16 protein-coding genes are annotated in these 13,159 nt (G+C 71.1%); 5 read left to right on the top strand and 11 right to left on the bottom strand.

From position 1 onward, the window contains the following. Positions 1-119 precede the first annotated feature (119 nt). The 3 genes from OF850_RS20015 to OF850_RS20005 form a co-directional block, all read right to left on the bottom strand. Complete coding sequence (locus OF850_RS20015) at positions 120-1,622, bottom strand: tripartite tricarboxylate transporter permease (protein WP_301592105.1); 1,503 nt, start codon at positions 1,620-1,622, stop codon at positions 120-122. 24 nt (positions 1,623-1,646) lie between these two features. After that, on the bottom strand, positions 1,647-2,231 hold the full coding sequence (locus OF850_RS20010) for a hypothetical protein (RefSeq protein WP_301592104.1): 585 nt from the start codon (positions 2,229-2,231) through the stop codon (positions 1,647-1,649). A 107-nt stretch (positions 2,232-2,338) separates the two neighbouring features. Further along, positions 2,339-3,322: a Bug family tripartite tricarboxylate transporter substrate binding protein gene (locus OF850_RS20005; RefSeq protein WP_301592103.1), complete on the bottom strand. Its 984-nt coding sequence runs from the start codon at positions 3,320-3,322 to the stop codon at positions 2,339-2,341. A 108-nt stretch (positions 3,323-3,430) separates the two neighbouring features. On the opposite strand from OF850_RS20005, the gene OF850_RS20000 reads away from it, so the two are divergent. Together OF850_RS20000 and OF850_RS19995 are read left to right on the top strand one after the other, a co-directional pair. Beyond that, positions 3,431-4,198 (top strand): creatininase family protein, encoded by a 768-nt coding sequence (locus OF850_RS20000; RefSeq protein ID WP_301592102.1) that lies wholly within the window; start codon positions 3,431-3,433, stop codon positions 4,196-4,198. A gap of 8 nt (positions 4,199-4,206) precedes the next feature. Next, positions 4,207-5,118: a ketopantoate reductase family protein gene (locus tag OF850_RS19995; RefSeq protein WP_301592101.1), complete on the top strand. Its 912-nt coding sequence runs from the start codon at positions 4,207-4,209 to the stop codon at positions 5,116-5,118. Here the strand turns inward: OF850_RS19995 and OF850_RS19990 are convergent. Beyond that, a complete protein-coding gene (locus tag OF850_RS19990) occupies positions 5,109-6,056 on the bottom strand; it encodes a hypothetical protein (protein WP_301592100.1) in 948 nt (315 codons plus the stop codon). The genes OF850_RS19995 and OF850_RS19990 overlap by 10 nt on opposite strands. Between OF850_RS19990 and OF850_RS19985 the strand changes: the two genes are divergently transcribed. Then, the gene (locus OF850_RS19985; protein ID WP_301592099.1) at positions 6,055-6,576 is read left to right on the top strand and encodes a cytochrome b; all 522 of its coding nucleotides are present in this window, start codon (positions 6,055-6,057) and stop codon (positions 6,574-6,576) included. The two genes, OF850_RS19990 and OF850_RS19985, sit on opposite strands and share 2 nt — an antisense overlap. On the opposite strand, the gene aat is transcribed toward OF850_RS19985, so the two are convergent. The 5 genes from aat to OF850_RS19960 all read right to left on the bottom strand — a co-directional run bounded on the left by aat (position 6,559) and on the right by OF850_RS19960 (position 10,722). Continuing rightward, a complete protein-coding gene (aat, locus tag OF850_RS19980) occupies positions 6,559-7,227 on the bottom strand; it encodes a leucyl/phenylalanyl-tRNA--protein transferase (protein WP_301592098.1) in 669 nt (222 codons plus the stop codon). The two genes, OF850_RS19985 and aat, sit on opposite strands and share 18 nt — an antisense overlap. 63 nt (positions 7,228-7,290) lie before the next feature. After that, positions 7,291-8,643 (bottom strand): acetyl-CoA carboxylase biotin carboxylase subunit, encoded by a 1,353-nt coding sequence (gene accC, locus OF850_RS19975; RefSeq protein WP_301592097.1) that lies wholly within the window; start codon positions 8,641-8,643, stop codon positions 7,291-7,293. Then, positions 8,643-9,146, bottom strand: coding sequence for an acetyl-CoA carboxylase biotin carboxyl carrier protein (gene accB / locus OF850_RS19970; protein ID WP_301592096.1), 504 nt, complete (start codon positions 9,144-9,146; stop codon positions 8,643-8,645). Before accB ends, accC begins: the two co-directional genes overlap by 1 nt. A gap of 1 nt (position 9,147) precedes the next feature. Continuing rightward, positions 9,148-9,609, bottom strand: a complete 462-nt coding sequence (gene aroQ, locus OF850_RS19965; protein WP_301592095.1) for a type II 3-dehydroquinate dehydratase — start codon at positions 9,607-9,609, stop codon at positions 9,148-9,150. Positions 9,610-9,696: 87 nt separating this feature from the next. After that, positions 9,697-10,722: a lipid A deacylase LpxR family protein gene (locus OF850_RS19960; protein WP_301592094.1), complete on the bottom strand. Its 1,026-nt coding sequence runs from the start codon at positions 10,720-10,722 to the stop codon at positions 9,697-9,699. 78 nt (positions 10,723-10,800) lie between these two features. On the opposite strand from OF850_RS19960, the gene thiS reads away from it, so the two are divergent. Then, on the top strand, positions 10,801-11,025 hold the full coding sequence (gene thiS, locus OF850_RS19955) for a sulfur carrier protein ThiS (RefSeq protein ID WP_301592093.1): 225 nt from the start codon (positions 10,801-10,803) through the stop codon (positions 11,023-11,025). Between the two features lie 13 nt (positions 11,026-11,038). Further along, positions 11,039-11,833, top strand: coding sequence for a thiazole synthase (locus tag OF850_RS19950; protein ID WP_301592092.1), 795 nt, complete (start codon positions 11,039-11,041; stop codon positions 11,831-11,833). Positions 11,834-11,870: 37 nt separating this feature from the next. Here the strand turns inward: OF850_RS19950 and OF850_RS19945 are convergent, their stop codons facing one another. Together OF850_RS19945 and OF850_RS19940 are read right to left on the bottom strand one after the other, a co-directional pair. Further along, on the bottom strand, positions 11,871-12,296 hold the full coding sequence (locus tag OF850_RS19945; protein ID WP_301592091.1) for a DUF1489 family protein: 426 nt from the start codon (positions 12,294-12,296) through the stop codon (positions 11,871-11,873). Positions 12,297-12,372: 76 nt separating this feature from the next. Further along, positions 12,373-13,158: a succinate dehydrogenase iron-sulfur subunit gene (locus OF850_RS19940; RefSeq protein WP_301592090.1), complete on the bottom strand. Its 786-nt coding sequence runs from the start codon at positions 13,156-13,158 to the stop codon at positions 12,373-12,375. Position 13,159 lies beyond the last annotated feature (1 nt).

Raw genomic sequence — 13,159 nt, 5'->3', positions numbered from 1 at the left:
GCCTCCTCCGTTGCTCCTGTCCCATGGCGCGGGGCTCGGCGCCTTGCGCCCGCGCAAAGGAAAGGGGCGCCGCGGGGTGGTCCCGCGGCGCCCCTGGTCGGGCTGCGATGGGGCGGGGTTCAGCCCGCCATCGCGGCGTCCTTGCCCTTGCGCATGTTGGGCAGGAGCATCAGCGCCAGGGCGAAGGCCGCGATGCCGAGCATGGTGGCCGAGATCGGACGCTCCACGAACACGATCCAGTCGCCGCGCGACAGCAGCATGGCGCGGCGCAGGTGCTCCTCCATCATCGGGCCGAGCACGAAGCCGATCAGCAGCGGCGCCGGCTCCATCTTCAGCTTCGAGCACATGTAGCCGAACACCGCGAAGAGGATGGTCGTGTAGACGTCGAAGACGTTGTTGTTGATGGAGTAGACGCCGATCGAGCAGAACACGAGGATCGCCGGGTAGAGGTACTTGTAGGGCACCTGCAGCAGCTTCACCCACATCCCGATCATCGGGAGGTTGATGACCAGCAGCATCACGTTGCCGATCCACATGGAGGCGATGAGGCCCCAGAACAGGTCGGGCTGCGCCTCCACCATGCGGGGGCCGGGCTGGATGCCCTGGATGATCAGCGCGCCCACCATCAGCGCCATCACGGCGTTGGAGGGGATGCCCAGCGTCAGCAGCGGAATGAAGGAGGTCTGCGCCGCAGCATTGTTCGCCGCCTCCGGACCGGCAACGCCCTCGATGGCGCCCTGGCCGAACAGGTGCCGGCCCTTCGACATCTTCCGTTCCATCATGTAGGCGCCGAAGGCCGCGAGCGAGGCACCACCGCCTGGCAGGATGCCGAGAGCGGAGCCGAGCAGCGTGCCGCGCAGCACCGAGGGCGTGGCGCGCTTGAACTCCTCCTTGGTCAGCCACAGCTTGCCGACCTCGGTCTTCAGCACCTCGCGCGCCTCCGGACGCTCGAGGTTCAGGATGATCTCGGCGATACCGAACATGCCCATCGCGATGGCGGCGAAGCCCAGGCCGTCGGACAGCTCGGGGATGCCGAAGGTGAAGCGCTGCTGGCCGGTCTGCACGTCCGTGCCGACGAGGCCGAGCGCCACGCCCACCACCACCATGCCAATCGCCTTCAGGATCGAGCCCTGCGCGAGCACGCAGGCGATCACGAGGCCGAGCAGCATGAGCGAGAAGTAGTCCGCCGGGCCGAAGGACAGCGCGATCTGCGTCAGCAGCGGGCCCGAGGCGGCGACGAGGATCGTGGCCACCGAGCCGGCGAAGAAGGAGCCGAGCGCCGCCGTGGCCAGCGCCGCGCCGGCGCGCCCGTTGCGGGCCATCTTGTAGCCCTCGAGCGTCGTCACGACGGACGACACCTCGCCGGGCAGGTTCAGGAGGATAGCCGTGGTCGAGCCGCCATACTGCGCGCCGTAATAGATGCCGGCGAGCATGATGATGGCGGTCGTCGCCTCCTGCCCGAAGGTGATGGGCAGCAGCAGCGAGATGGTCGCCACCGGGCCGATGCCCGGCAGCACGCCGATGGCCGTGCCGATCAGCGCGCCGAGCAGGGCGAACGACAGGTTCTTCAGGGAGAGCGCGACGCTGAAGCCGTGCGCCAGATTGTCGATGAGGAGTTCCATGGTCGCCTTGTCCCTATCGCGCCGTCAGAACTGCGGCCACAGGTTTACGCGGATGTCGAGCTCGTAGATGAAGACCCACCAGCAAAGCACCAGCAGGAAGACGAGCATGCCGGCCACGCCACGCACCGTGTGCGTGCGCTCGGCCATGGACGCGACGATGATCAGCCCAATCAGTGCCGCAAAGAAACCAAACTTCTCCAGCAAAAGGGCGAACACAGCCATGGAGGCGCAGATCAGCCCGATCTTCCGCCACCCGGCCGACCAGGAGACGACGAGCATCCCGGCCAGGACGCCCAACCCGACGCCGTTGTAGGTCTGGGAGAAGAAGGGACCCAGGTTGGTGGCGATGGCCCAGACGATGAAGCCAGCCGCCACGCCGAGGGCGAGCGACGCCATATCCAGGCCGGTCCACTTCTCCAGCGGATCGGGCCCACTGAACAGGCCGATCAACGTCACCGCCGTGCCCAGCCCGACCTGGATCCAGAACACCAGCATGGGCATGTAGCCTGGTCCCATGCGCCGCGCCGAGCCGAGGTTGTGATCCTGATTCAGCCAAAGTCCGATCAGGGCGAGGAGGATCAGGAAAAGCCCCGATACCACATCTTTCATGTTGATCCTGAGCTGCATCGCCCGTTCTCCCGTCAAGCCAGCCGGAAAATCCGGCATTTCACTGAAACTGCCAAGTCTTGCCTGTTCGACATGAAGAAAATTACAGATCAGTCAGGTTTCGCGCCACTTTCCCGCACCACCGGCTCCCATCGCGCCAGCTCGGACGCGACGAACTGCGTGAAGCCTGCCGGGTCGAGCGTGCCGGGCGTGCCGCCGAATTCGGCAAAGCGCGACTGAACCTCGGGCCGTGCAAGGACCGCCAGGACCTCGCGCGACAGCCGATCCGTCACCGATGCGGGAAGCCGTGCGGGGGCGGACAGGCCGAACCAGGAGGAGGTGACGAGGTCGAACCCCGCCTCGCGCAGCGTCGGCACCTCCGGAAAGGCGGGGTGCCGCGCTTCGCCGCTCGTCGCCAGGGCGCGCACGCTGCCCTGCCGGATATGCGCCGCCGCGCTGGGCAGGCTGTCCGACATCAGCGGCACCTGCCCGCCGATCACCGCCGTCATCGCCGGGCCGGCGCCGCGGAACGGGATGTGGTTCAGTTCCTTGCCGAGGATCTGGCCGAGGCGGACGATCAGGAGGTGGTTGGACGAGCCGGCGCCGGAACTTGCCATGTCGAGGCCGCGCCCGTCCTCGCGGTGGCGCCGCGCCAGATCCGCCATGTCGGCGGGGCCGAGGCGCGGATGCGCCACGATCACCGAGGGGTTCAGGCTCAGCAGCGCGACATGGGTGAAGTCGGTGAGCGCGTCGTAGCGCACGTTGGAATACAGCGCCGGCGCGATGGCGTGGCTGGCGATGGAGGACAGTACCAGCACGTGCCCGTCCGGCGGCGATTGCGCGACCTGCAGCGAGCCTAGCGTCGCCCCGGCGCCCGGCCGGTTCTCCACCACCACCGGCTGGCCGAGGCTTTCGCCCAGCGGCGTGGCGACGAGGCGCGCGATGAGGTCGGTGGTGCCGCCGGGCGCGAAGGGCACCACGAGGCGGATGGGCTGCGAGGGCCAGGATTGCGCGAGCGCGGGAGCGGCGAGGGCCGCCAGGGCCAGGGCAGGGGCAAGGGACAGCGCGGCGCGCCTCGGCGTGGGCTTGGACAACCCGCTCTCCTTTCCCCCGGAATGGTTCTGCTTGGCAACGGCTATGGCATGCACCTCCTCGGGCTGCAAGCGTCTGGACACCGCCGGATACCGCCGCGAGGATGCCCCATGCCCGAGAATCGCATCGCGGCCCTGCCTGCGCCCGAGGTGGCCGCGCGCGTCGCGTCCGGCCATGCGGTGATCCTGGCGCTCGGCAGCACGGAAACCCATGGTCCCGCCTTGCCGATGGGCGACTACCTCCTGGCCGAGGCGGTGGCCTGCCGCATCGCCGCCGAGGCGGGGGAGGCGCTGGTCGCCCCGCCCCTTCCGTTCGGCGGGGCGGATTTCTTTCGCGGCGTCCCGGGCGGGGCGGCGCTGTCCCCCGCCACCCTCGCCGCCGTGGTGACGGAGGTGCTGGAGGCGCTGCGCGAGGGCGGCGCGACGCGGCTTCTCGTCGTGAACGGCCATGGCGGCAACATCGGCGCGATCGAGGCGGCGCAGCGGCGCCTGCGGGCGGCCGGGATGCTGGTGCCTGCCTTCCACATCTGGCGCAACGCCGCCACCTGGCACGCGGAGGAGGGCGGCAGCCCCGCCGCGCTGGGCCATGGCGGCGACCCGGTCGCTTCCGTTGCGCTGCATCTGTTTCCGGGGCTTTGCGACCCGTCGCGCCTTGGCCCCGGCGCGGCGCCGGGCGCGGCCTTCGGGCTGCCGGCGACCGGCTTCGGCACGGTCCGCGCCGGCGGGGCGGAGTTCGCCCTGCCGCTGGAGATCGGCGAGATCGCGCCGGGCGGGGCGCAGGCGGCGGATGCGCGCGGCGCCTCCGCGGAACTGGGGGCGCGGCTGGTCGCGCGGATGGCGCGCGCGGGCGCGGCGATGCTGGAGGCGATGCGGGAATGAGGTTTTGCGTGTTTGGCGCCGGGGCCATCGGCGGCCATTTGGCGGCGCGGCTGGCGCGCGGCGGGGCGGAGGTGTCGGTGGTGGCGCGTGGCGCCCATCTCGCCGCCATGCGCGAGCGGGGGCTGACGGTCGAGACGCCGGAGGAGCGCTTCACCGTTCCCGTGCGCGCCAGCGACGACCCGGCCGCGCTCGGCCCGCAGGACGCAGTGCTGGTGACGGTGAAGACCCCGGCGCTGGAAGCGGCGGCCGCGCAGATCCCGTCCCTGCTGGGACCGGACACGCCCGTCGCCTTCGTGCTGAACGGCATTCCCTGGTGGCACGAGGCCTCGCCGCCGCACAGGCTGCACGAGGCCGTGGGGCTGGGCCGCACCCTGGGCGGCGTCGTCTGGTCCGCCTGCACGGTAGAGGAGCCGGGCACCATCCGGGTGCAGACCGCCGCCAACCGGCTGATCCTGGGCGAGACGCAGCCCGGCCCCTCCGAGCGCGCCGCCCCCATCCTGAGCGCGCTGGAGGCGGGGGGGATGAGCGGCGTCGCCAGCAAGGACATCCGGCGCGACATCTGGCTCAAGCTGCTGAACAACCTCAGCAACGGCCCGATCTGCCTGCTCAGCCGCGCCGACATGCGGACCACCTTCAGCGACCCGGCGGTGCGCGAGGCGGCGCTTTCCGTGCTGCGCGAGGGCCTGGCCATCGCCGCCGCCGAGGGGCACGACGTGTCGAAAGGCGCGGAGGAGCGCGCGATGCGCTCCGTCACCCTGCCGCACAAGCCCTCCATCCTCCAGGATGTGGAGGCGGGGCGGCCGACCGAGTTCGCCACGCTGTTCGAGGCGCCGCTGGCCATCGCCCGCGCGCGGGGCGTGCCGACGCCCACCCTGGACCTGCTGGTGGCGCTGGCGCGGGTGGCGTCCTTTCAGCGCTGACGGGGCAGGGCCGTCTGGCCCATCACCCACCCCTCCCAGCGCCGGACCCAGGGATCGTCGGGGATGAAGTCGGGCGCCGCGCCGTCCAGCACGGCGACGAGGTTCAGCAGGCCCAGCACGCAATCCAGCCGGTCCTCGCCGGCCGCGTCGGCGCCGAACCCCGCCACCGCCGCGTCGCGCAACGGAGGCTCGGGCGTGACGGAAAGCGCCTCCATCGCCGCCAGCAGGGCGGGGCCGAGGCGGCGCCGCGCCTCCGGGTCGCGCTTCGACCCGCCGAGCCGCAGGCCGAGCAGGCGCAGCGCCTCGGCCGGATACACCTCCGCCAGCACGAGGCGCCCGGGGGCGAGCAAGCTTCGGAGGTCGCCCTCGAAGGGCCAGAGCGCATAGGGCGCCTCGGCGGCGAGGGCGGGGGCCAGCCAGTCGCGCCACGCGCCGATCGCCGCCTTGCCCGACTGGTTGGCGCCCAGGGTCCAGAAGGGCGGCGCGCCCGCGGGGCGGGTGACGGTGGCGCGGTCGCACCAGCGCTCCAGCGCGGCCGCCCCCTCCAGCCCCAGCGCGGCTGCGTGGGCGGCGCGCGTCATGCCGCGCAGGCCGCGCGCCGGGTAGAAGGGCGCGTCCGGTCCCACCGCGTCGAGCTCCGCCGCCACGCCGAAGAACCGCGCATCCCCGGCGCGGGCGCGCAGGAAGGCGGGGAAGTCCGCCTCCGGGCGCCCGGCGGCATAGGCGCGCGGCAGGCCGAGCGGCAGGTCGAGGCCCAGCGCCGCGGGAGCGCCGCCCTCCAGCAGCGCGCCGGCCAGGGCGAAGGGGTCACCCACCGGGCGCGGCGCCGCGGCGCGCCAGCCCTTCCCCTCGCGCTCCGCCAAGCAGGCCCAGCGCTTCTCCGGCCGCACCGACCAATCCGCATGCGCGGCGCGGCGCGCGATGCTAGGCTCGGGCATGGGCTATGCCGCACCCGCCAAGTGGTTCCACTGGATCACCGTCGCGCTGATGCTCGTGGCGCTGCCTGCAGGCTTCGTGATCGGGCACATCCGCGAGGCCGACAAGATGAGCTCCTACGCCATCCACGAGAGCGCGGGGCTGACGATCTTCCTGGTCTCCCTCGCGCGCCTGGCCTTCCGCATCAGCCACCCCCCGCCCGAGGCGGCGCACCAGCCGCGCCTGTTCCGCATCGCCGCGACGACGGTGCACCACGCGCTCTACGCCGCGCTGATCGCGCAGCCCGTGCTGGGCTTCCTGGCGACCAACGCCTTCGGCTTCCCCATGCAGGGCGCGACCGCCTATCTCGGCTTCATCGACCTGCCGCGCTTCATGGACGCGAATGTCCCGCTGGCGGAGGCGCTGCTGAACGCGCATCGCTGGCTGGGCTGGACGATCGCCGCGCTGCTCGTGCTGCACGTCTCGGCGGTGGTGTTCCATCAGGCGATCCGCCGCGACGGCACGCTAGAGCGGATGATCTGAGCGCAGCCTCGCGATCTCCTCCGCCACGCGCTCCGGCTCAGGCGTGTCGGGAAAGGCGGCGTCGCGCTCGACCGCCGCGGCCAGCGCGGCCTTGTACTCGGCGCGCGGCACCTCGACCGTGCCGAACTGCGACAGGTGCTCCGTGGTGAATTGTGCGTCGAGCAGGGTGAAGCCGCCGATCCGCAGCCGCGCGACAAGGTGGACCAGCGCGACCTTGGAGGCGTCGGTGGCGCGCGAGAACATGCTCTCGCCGAAGAAGGCCCCGCCGATCGCGACGCCGTAGAGCCCGCCCACCAGCTCGCCCTCCTGCCACGCCTCTACCGAATGGGCGTGGCCCATCGCGTGCATCGCGGTGAACAAGGCTGCGATCTCGCTGTTGATCCAGGAATCGAAGGAGCCGCGGCGCGGCGCGGCGCAGAGCGCGACGACGCGCGGGAACTCCCGGTTCGCGGTGATGGTGAAGCGCCCCTGGCGCACGGTGCGGGCGAGGCGGCGGGACAGGTGGAAGCCGCCGAGCGGGATCACGCCGCGCCGCTCGGGGTCAAGCCAGTAGAGGCGGTCGCTGTCCCGGCTCTCGGCCATGGGAAAGAGGCCGATGCGGTAGGCGCGCAGCATGAGTTCGGGCGTGATCTCGATCCGCCGCCGGCTCATGCTGCGCCCTCCATGGGAACGGAAGCTAGGGAAGGGCGCCGGCGAATGCCAGCGCCGCCTCGCTCATCCCGCGCGGGAAACGAACCGCTCCAGCCAATGGATCGTGTAGTCGCCGGACTGGAATTCCGGGTCGTCCATGATGCGGCGGTGCAGCGGCAGCGTGGTGCGGATGCCGTCCACCACCATCTCGTCCAGGGCGCGGCGGGCGCGGGCGATGGCGCCCTCGCGCGTCGGCGCATGGACCACCAGCTTGGCGACGAGGCTGTCGTAATGCGGCGGCACGGAGTAGCCGCTGTAGAGCGCGCTATCCACCCGCACCCCGAGCCCGCCCGGGGCGTGGTAGGTGGAGACGCGGCCCGGCGAGGGGGCGAAGCTTTCCGGATCCTCGGCGGTGATGCGACATTCGATGGCATGGCCGCTGAAGCGGACATCCTCCTGCCCGTAGCCCAGCGCCTCGCCGCCCGCGATGCGGATCTGCTCGCGCACCAGGTCCACGCCGCAGACCATCTCCGTCACCGGATGCTCCACCTGCAGGCGGGTGTTCATCTCGATGAAGGCGAACTGTCCGTCCTGCCACAGGAATTCCAGCGTGCCGGCGTTGCGGTAGCCCAGCTGCCGCAGCGCCTGCGTCACCTGCGCGCCCAGCGCGTCGCGCTCGGCGGCCGACAGCACGGGGGAGCCCGCCTCCTCCACCAGCTTCTGGTGGCGCCGCTGGAGCGAGCAGTCGCGCTCGCCGAAATGCACCACGTTGCCGTGAGTGTCGGCCAGGACCTGCAGCTCGATGTGGCGTGGCCGGTCGAGATACTTCTCCAGGTAGACGCTGTCGTCGCCGAAGGCGGCCTTGGCCTCCGTGCGGGCGACGCGCCATGCCTCCTCCAGCTCGTCCTCGTGCCGGGCGACCTTCATGCCGCGCCCGCCGCCGCCGGCCGCGGCCTTGATCAGCACGGGATACTTCACCTGCTCGGCGACCGCCCGCGCCTCCTCCAGCGATTCCAGCGCGCCGAGCGAGCCGGGGACGAGGGGCACGCCCAGGCGGCGCATCGCGTCCTTGGCGGCGATCTTGTCGCCCATCATGCGGATATGCTCGGCGGTCGGGCCGATGAAGGTCAGGCCGTGCGCCTCCACCATCTCGGCGAAGCGGGCATTCTCCGACAGGAAGCCGTAGCCGGGATGGATTGCCTCCGCGCCCGTGATGGTGGCGGCGGACAGGATGGCGGCGACGTTCAGGTAGGATTCGCGGGCCGGGGGCGGGCCGATGCACACGCTCTCATCCGCCAGGCGCACATGCATGGCGGAGGCGTCGGCAGTGGAATGCACCGCGACGGTGCGGATGCCCATTTCCTGGCAGGCGCGGTGGACGCGCAAGGCGATCTCGCCGCGATTGGCGATCAGCACCTTGGAAAAGGGACGCGGCATCACTCCACCAGCACCAGCGGCTCGCCGTATTCGACGGGGGTGCCGTTGTCGATCAGGATGCGCGTGACGGTGCCCGCCTTCTGCGCCTTGATCTGGTTGAAGGTCTTCATCGCCTCGATCAGCAGCAGCGTCTGCCCGGCCGTGACCTTGGCGCCGAGGGTGATGTAGGCGGGCGCCCCCGGCTCCGGCGACAGGTAGGCGACGCCGACCATGGGCGAGGTGACGAGGCCCGGGTGGCTCGCATCCAGGGTCGGGGCCGAGGCGGCCGGGGCTACGGCGGGGGAAACGGACGCGGCCTGGGCCGGCGCGGCGGTGGCCATGGCCTGCATGGGCGCCATGGCGGGGGCGGCGAAATACTGCGCCGGGGCCGGGGCCGGGATCACGCGGGCGACGCGGATGCGCGCATCCTTCTCCGCCACCTCGATCTCGGTCAGGTCGGTGTCGCGGAGGATCTCCGCCAGCTTGCGGATCGCGTCCGCGTCCACGGTGACGCCGTTGCTCATGTCAGTCGTCCTGATCCTCGTCTCCCGCCTCGGCCAGGATGCCCGCCATGGCGCGCAGCGCCAGCGCGTAGCCGCCGATGCCCAGCCCGGCGATCACGCCGGTGGCGATGCGGGAAACGTAGCTGTGATGCCGGAATTCCTCCCGGCGATGGATGTTGGTGATGTGCACCTCGATCACCGGCAGGTCCACGGCGGAAAGCGCGTCCAGGATGGCGACCGAGGTGTGCGAGTAGGCGGCCGGGTTGATGACGATGCCTGCGGCACGTCCCCGGCATTCCTGGATCCAGGACACCAGCTCGCCCTCGATGTTGCTCTGGCGGAAGTCGATCGCCAGCCCCAGTTCCTCCGCCGTTTCGGCGCAGAGGCTTTCCAGGTCGTCCAGCGTCGCGGCGCCGTATTTCTCCGGTTCGCGCGTGCCGAGCATGTTGAGGTTGGGGCCGTTCAGGACGGCGACGAGCTTCATCGGGAGCGGGGTCCGGTGTCCGGGAAAGGGGGGCGGGGTATCACGGCGCGGCGCGCCGGGGCAACCCGGGTTTCCCCCAAGACAATCCTAGAACCGGAACGAGACGCTGATCGAGCCGAAGATCTGCGTTCCCCGCTGGCCGTAGAACTCCTCCGATCGGACCACCTGGGTGTAGGCGATGCGGGTGCCGCGCCAGTAGATCGCCGCGCCGGCCGTCGCCTCGCCGACCAGCCAGCGCCGGTGCACGGAGGGGGAGTTCTCGCGGAAGGTGCTGCCGTCCAGGAAGATGTCGCGGGCCACCACCCGCCCGTCCACCCCGGCGAAGAGGTACCAGCCGAAATCTCGCGTCGGCTGGAAGAAGGAGGAGCCGGCGGGGGAGGGGCGGATGCGCGTCGGGCCCCAATCCGCCTCCAGACCCTGGCCGATCCGGAAGACGGCCCCGCCGCCCGCATTGATCGCCACGTTGCCCAGCGCCGCCGTGGCGGAGGGGATCAACTCCGTGTCCAGCGAGCCGATGCGGCCCATCGGGATGCGCCAGCGTCGCTCCAGCATCGCGTTCAGCGTCGGCTCGTCCTTGAGCTGGTATTCCCAGCCGTTCAGGCGCTTCACGTTGATCAGCCGGTGGTAGTTGTTCTGCACCTGCTCGCCGAGCGCCGAAGGGCCGACCATGCCGGCCTGCAGCTCCAGCAGGGTCTGCGTCCGCTCCGTGGAGCGGGACAGGCTCACCGTGGCGTAGAGGTGCCCGGCATAGGGCCGGTCGCGCGGGTCGGGAATGTAGCGTCGCTTGTCCTCGGGCGTGTAGATGTTCTGGCCGAGCGACACGCCCCAGCGCAGGTTACCTGGCCCGAACAGCCAGGTCAGGCGCTGGTCCAGCCAGGCGAGGGGGCTGGGCAGTTCCGTCGAGGGGGAGCGCCAGGTCAGCAACAATCCGTTGCTGTAGTAGCGGTCGGTGAGCCCGCCGAAGAGGTCGTTCTCCGTCGTCAACGTCAGCGTGCCGCGCGGGTCGGGCGGAAGCGGGCGCACCGGAAGCTCCGCGGCGGGCGTCTGGGCGGCGGCCGGCAGCGCGAGGAGGGACAGGGCCAGGGCCAGCCCCGGCGCATGGATGCGGATCATGCCCCTTCCAACGCCCGACTGGCGCCCGCGTCCATCCCCGCCTTGTTCTGCTTGGTGGACCGGTCCACATAACGGGACATGGACCAGGCGCTGCACAGCCGCATCACGCTTTCGGTGAATGGCGAGAAGCGCGCCCTCCCCGAGGGCGCGACCGTGGCCGATCTCCTCGCGGAAATCGGCCTTGCGGCGCGCAAGGTGGCGGTGGAGCGCAATCTCGAGATCGTGCCGCGCTCGCAATACGGCGCCACGGTACTGGCGAGCGGCGACGCCATCGAGATCGTCCATTTCATCGGGGGCGGGTGATCGCATGGATGGCATGACCGAAACGCAGGACGACCTCTGGGAGGTCGCGGGGCGGCGCTTCCGCTCGCGCCTCGTCGTCGGCACCGGGCGCTACAAGTCGCTGGAGGAAACGGCGGCCAGCATCGCCGCCAGCGGCGCCGAGATGGTGACGGTGGCGGTGCGGCGGGTGAACCTGTCCGACGCCTCGGCGCCCATGCTGCAGGATTTCGTCCCGCCTGACCGCTACACCTACCTGCCCAACACCGCTGGCTGCCACACGGCGCAGGAGGCTGTCCGGACGCTGCGCCTGGCGCGCGAGGCGGGGGGCTGGAATCTCGTCAAGCTCGAGGTGCTGGGCCCGCCGCCCTTCCTGTATCCCGACATGGCCGCGACCTTCGAGGCCGCCGCCGCGCTGCTCGCCGACAATTTCGAGGTCATGGTGTATTGCGCCGACGACCCGGTGGCGGCGAAGCGGCTGGAGGAGATGGGCTGCGTCGCCATCATGCCGCTGGGCGCGCCCATCGGCTCCGGCATGGGGGTGGTGAACCCCTACATGATCCGCGCCATCAAGTCGCAGGCCAAGGTGCCGGTGCTGGTGGATGCCGGCATCGGCACGGCGAGCGACGCGGCGCTGGCGATGGAGCTGGGCTGCGACGCGGTGCTGCTCAACAGCGCCATCGCCCACAGCCAGGACCCGGTGCGCATGGCGGTGGCGATGAAGCACGCCGTCCTCGCCGGCCGCGCCGCCTTCCTGGCCGGTCGCATGGGCCGCGACTACAAGGCCGACGCGTCGAGCCCGATGGACGGGCTGATCCGCAAGGGCGGCTGAGGCCGGCGCGCCCCGGGGGCGCGTCGCGGCCGCAATATCAGATCAGCCGCGCCTCGCGCAGGGCGGCGCGCAGCGACGGGGGCAGCTTGTCCAGGCCGCGCACCGCCTCCGTGCCGGCCACCACGTCGGCCGGGGCCTCGGCGTGCTCCAGGTAGCGCCAGCCCTGGAAGGCCTTCACCGCCCGCGCTTCCACCGGCACCAGCTCGGGGTCGAGGATGAGGCCGCAGCAGGCGGAGCCGTCCTCCCAGCAATCCTCGCGGATGTCCATGATGCGCTGGCGCACCTGCACGAAGCCAGCCACCACCCAGAAGATTGAGCCGCCTTCCAGGATCTCGGCGCGCCGCCGGGGCACGGTGCGGGTGCGGTGGCGCAGCGGCGGTTCCGAGACCGCGCGCTCCGCCTGGATGCGGCGCAGCTGCGCCACGTCGCGCGGCCCGACCGAAAGCTTGAGGAGGTGAAGCACGGGGCAATAGGTGCGACGGCATCCGCGCCCCGGCAAGAGGGGCGCCCCCGCGCGAATCCCGCGCGGGGGAGGGGCGTCAGGCGCCGTGCCGCTCGACCAGGAGCTGCTTGATGTTGCCGATGGCGGCGGCCGGGTTCAGCCCCTTCGGGCAGGTCCGGGTGCAGCTCATGATGGTGTGGCAGCGATACAGGCGGAACGGGTCTTCCAGATTGTCCAGGCGCTGGCCCGTCGCCTCGTCGCGGCTGTCGGCGATCCAGCGATAGGCCTGCAGCAGCACGGCCGGGCCCAGGAAACGGTCGCCGTTCCACCAGTAGGACGGGCAGGCGGTGGAGCAGCAGAAGCACAGGATGCATTCCCACATCCCGTCCACCTTGGCGCGCTCCTCCTTGCTCTGGCGGCGCTCCTCGTCCGGCGGGGGCGGGGTCTCGCTCTTCAGCCAGGGCTCGATGGAGCGGTACTGGGCGTAGACCTGCGACAGGTCGGGTACCAGGTCCTTCACCACCGGCATGTGCGGCAGCGGGTTGATCCGCACCTCGCCCTTCACCTCGTCGATGGGCTTCAGGCAGGCGAGGGTGTTCAGCCCGTCGATGTTCATCGAGCAGGAGCCGCAGATGCCCTCGCGGCAGGAGCGGCGGAAGGTCAGCGTGCTGTCGATCTCGTTCTTGATCTTGATCAGCGCGTCCAGGACCATCGGGCCGCACTTGTCCATGTCTACCTCGTAGGTGTCCATGCGCGGATTCTCGCCCGTGTCCGGGTCCCAGCGGTAGATCTTGAAGGCCTTGACGTTCGTGGCCCCCGCGGGGGCCTTGAAGGTCTTGCCGCCGCCAACCGTGGAGTTCTTGGGAAGGGTAAAAGTGGCCATT

It is taken from the genome of Sabulicella glaciei (assembly GCF_026183895.1).
GTDB classification, from domain to species: Bacteria; Pseudomonadota; Alphaproteobacteria; order Acetobacterales; family Acetobacteraceae; genus Roseococcus; species Roseococcus glaciei.
This window is presented reverse-complemented; position numbering and strand designations above follow the sequence as displayed.

Excerpts from the sequence above, each read along its gene's own strand:
- OF850_RS19950 (WP_301592092.1), top strand. The coding sequence starts at position 11,039 with ATGACCGAAACGCAGGACGACCTCTGGGAGGTCGCGGGGCGGCGCTTC.
- accB (WP_301592096.1), bottom strand. The coding sequence starts at position 9,146 with ATGAGCAACGGCGTCACCGTGGACGCGGACGCGATCCGCAAGCTGGCG.
- aat (WP_301592098.1), bottom strand. The coding sequence starts at position 7,227 with ATGAGCCGGCGGCGGATCGAGATCACGCCCGAACTCATGCTGCGCGCC.
- OF850_RS19990 (WP_301592100.1), bottom strand. The coding sequence starts at position 6,056 with ATGCCCGAGCCTAGCATCGCGCGCCGCGCCGCGCATGCGGATTGGTCG.
- OF850_RS19985 (WP_301592099.1), top strand. The coding sequence starts at position 6,055 with ATGGGCTATGCCGCACCCGCCAAGTGGTTCCACTGGATCACCGTCGCG.
- OF850_RS20010 (WP_301592104.1), bottom strand. The coding sequence starts at position 2,231 with ATGAAAGATGTGGTATCGGGGCTTTTCCTGATCCTCCTCGCCCTGATC.
- OF850_RS20015 (WP_301592105.1), bottom strand. The coding sequence starts at position 1,622 with ATGGAACTCCTCATCGACAATCTGGCGCACGGCTTCAGCGTCGCGCTC.
- accC (WP_301592097.1), bottom strand. The coding sequence starts at position 8,643 with ATGCCGCGTCCCTTTTCCAAGGTGCTGATCGCCAATCGCGGCGAGATC.
- OF850_RS20000 (WP_301592102.1), top strand. The coding sequence starts at position 3,431 with ATGCCCGAGAATCGCATCGCGGCCCTGCCTGCGCCCGAGGTGGCCGCG.
- OF850_RS19940 (WP_301592090.1), bottom strand. The coding sequence starts at position 13,158 with ATGGCCACTTTTACCCTTCCCAAGAACTCCACGGTTGGCGGCGGCAAG.
- thiS (WP_301592093.1), top strand. The coding sequence starts at position 10,801 with ATGGACCAGGCGCTGCACAGCCGCATCACGCTTTCGGTGAATGGCGAG.
- OF850_RS19960 (WP_301592094.1), bottom strand. The coding sequence starts at position 10,722 with ATGATCCGCATCCATGCGCCGGGGCTGGCCCTGGCCCTGTCCCTCCTC.
- aroQ (WP_301592095.1), bottom strand. The coding sequence starts at position 9,609 with ATGAAGCTCGTCGCCGTCCTGAACGGCCCCAACCTCAACATGCTCGGC.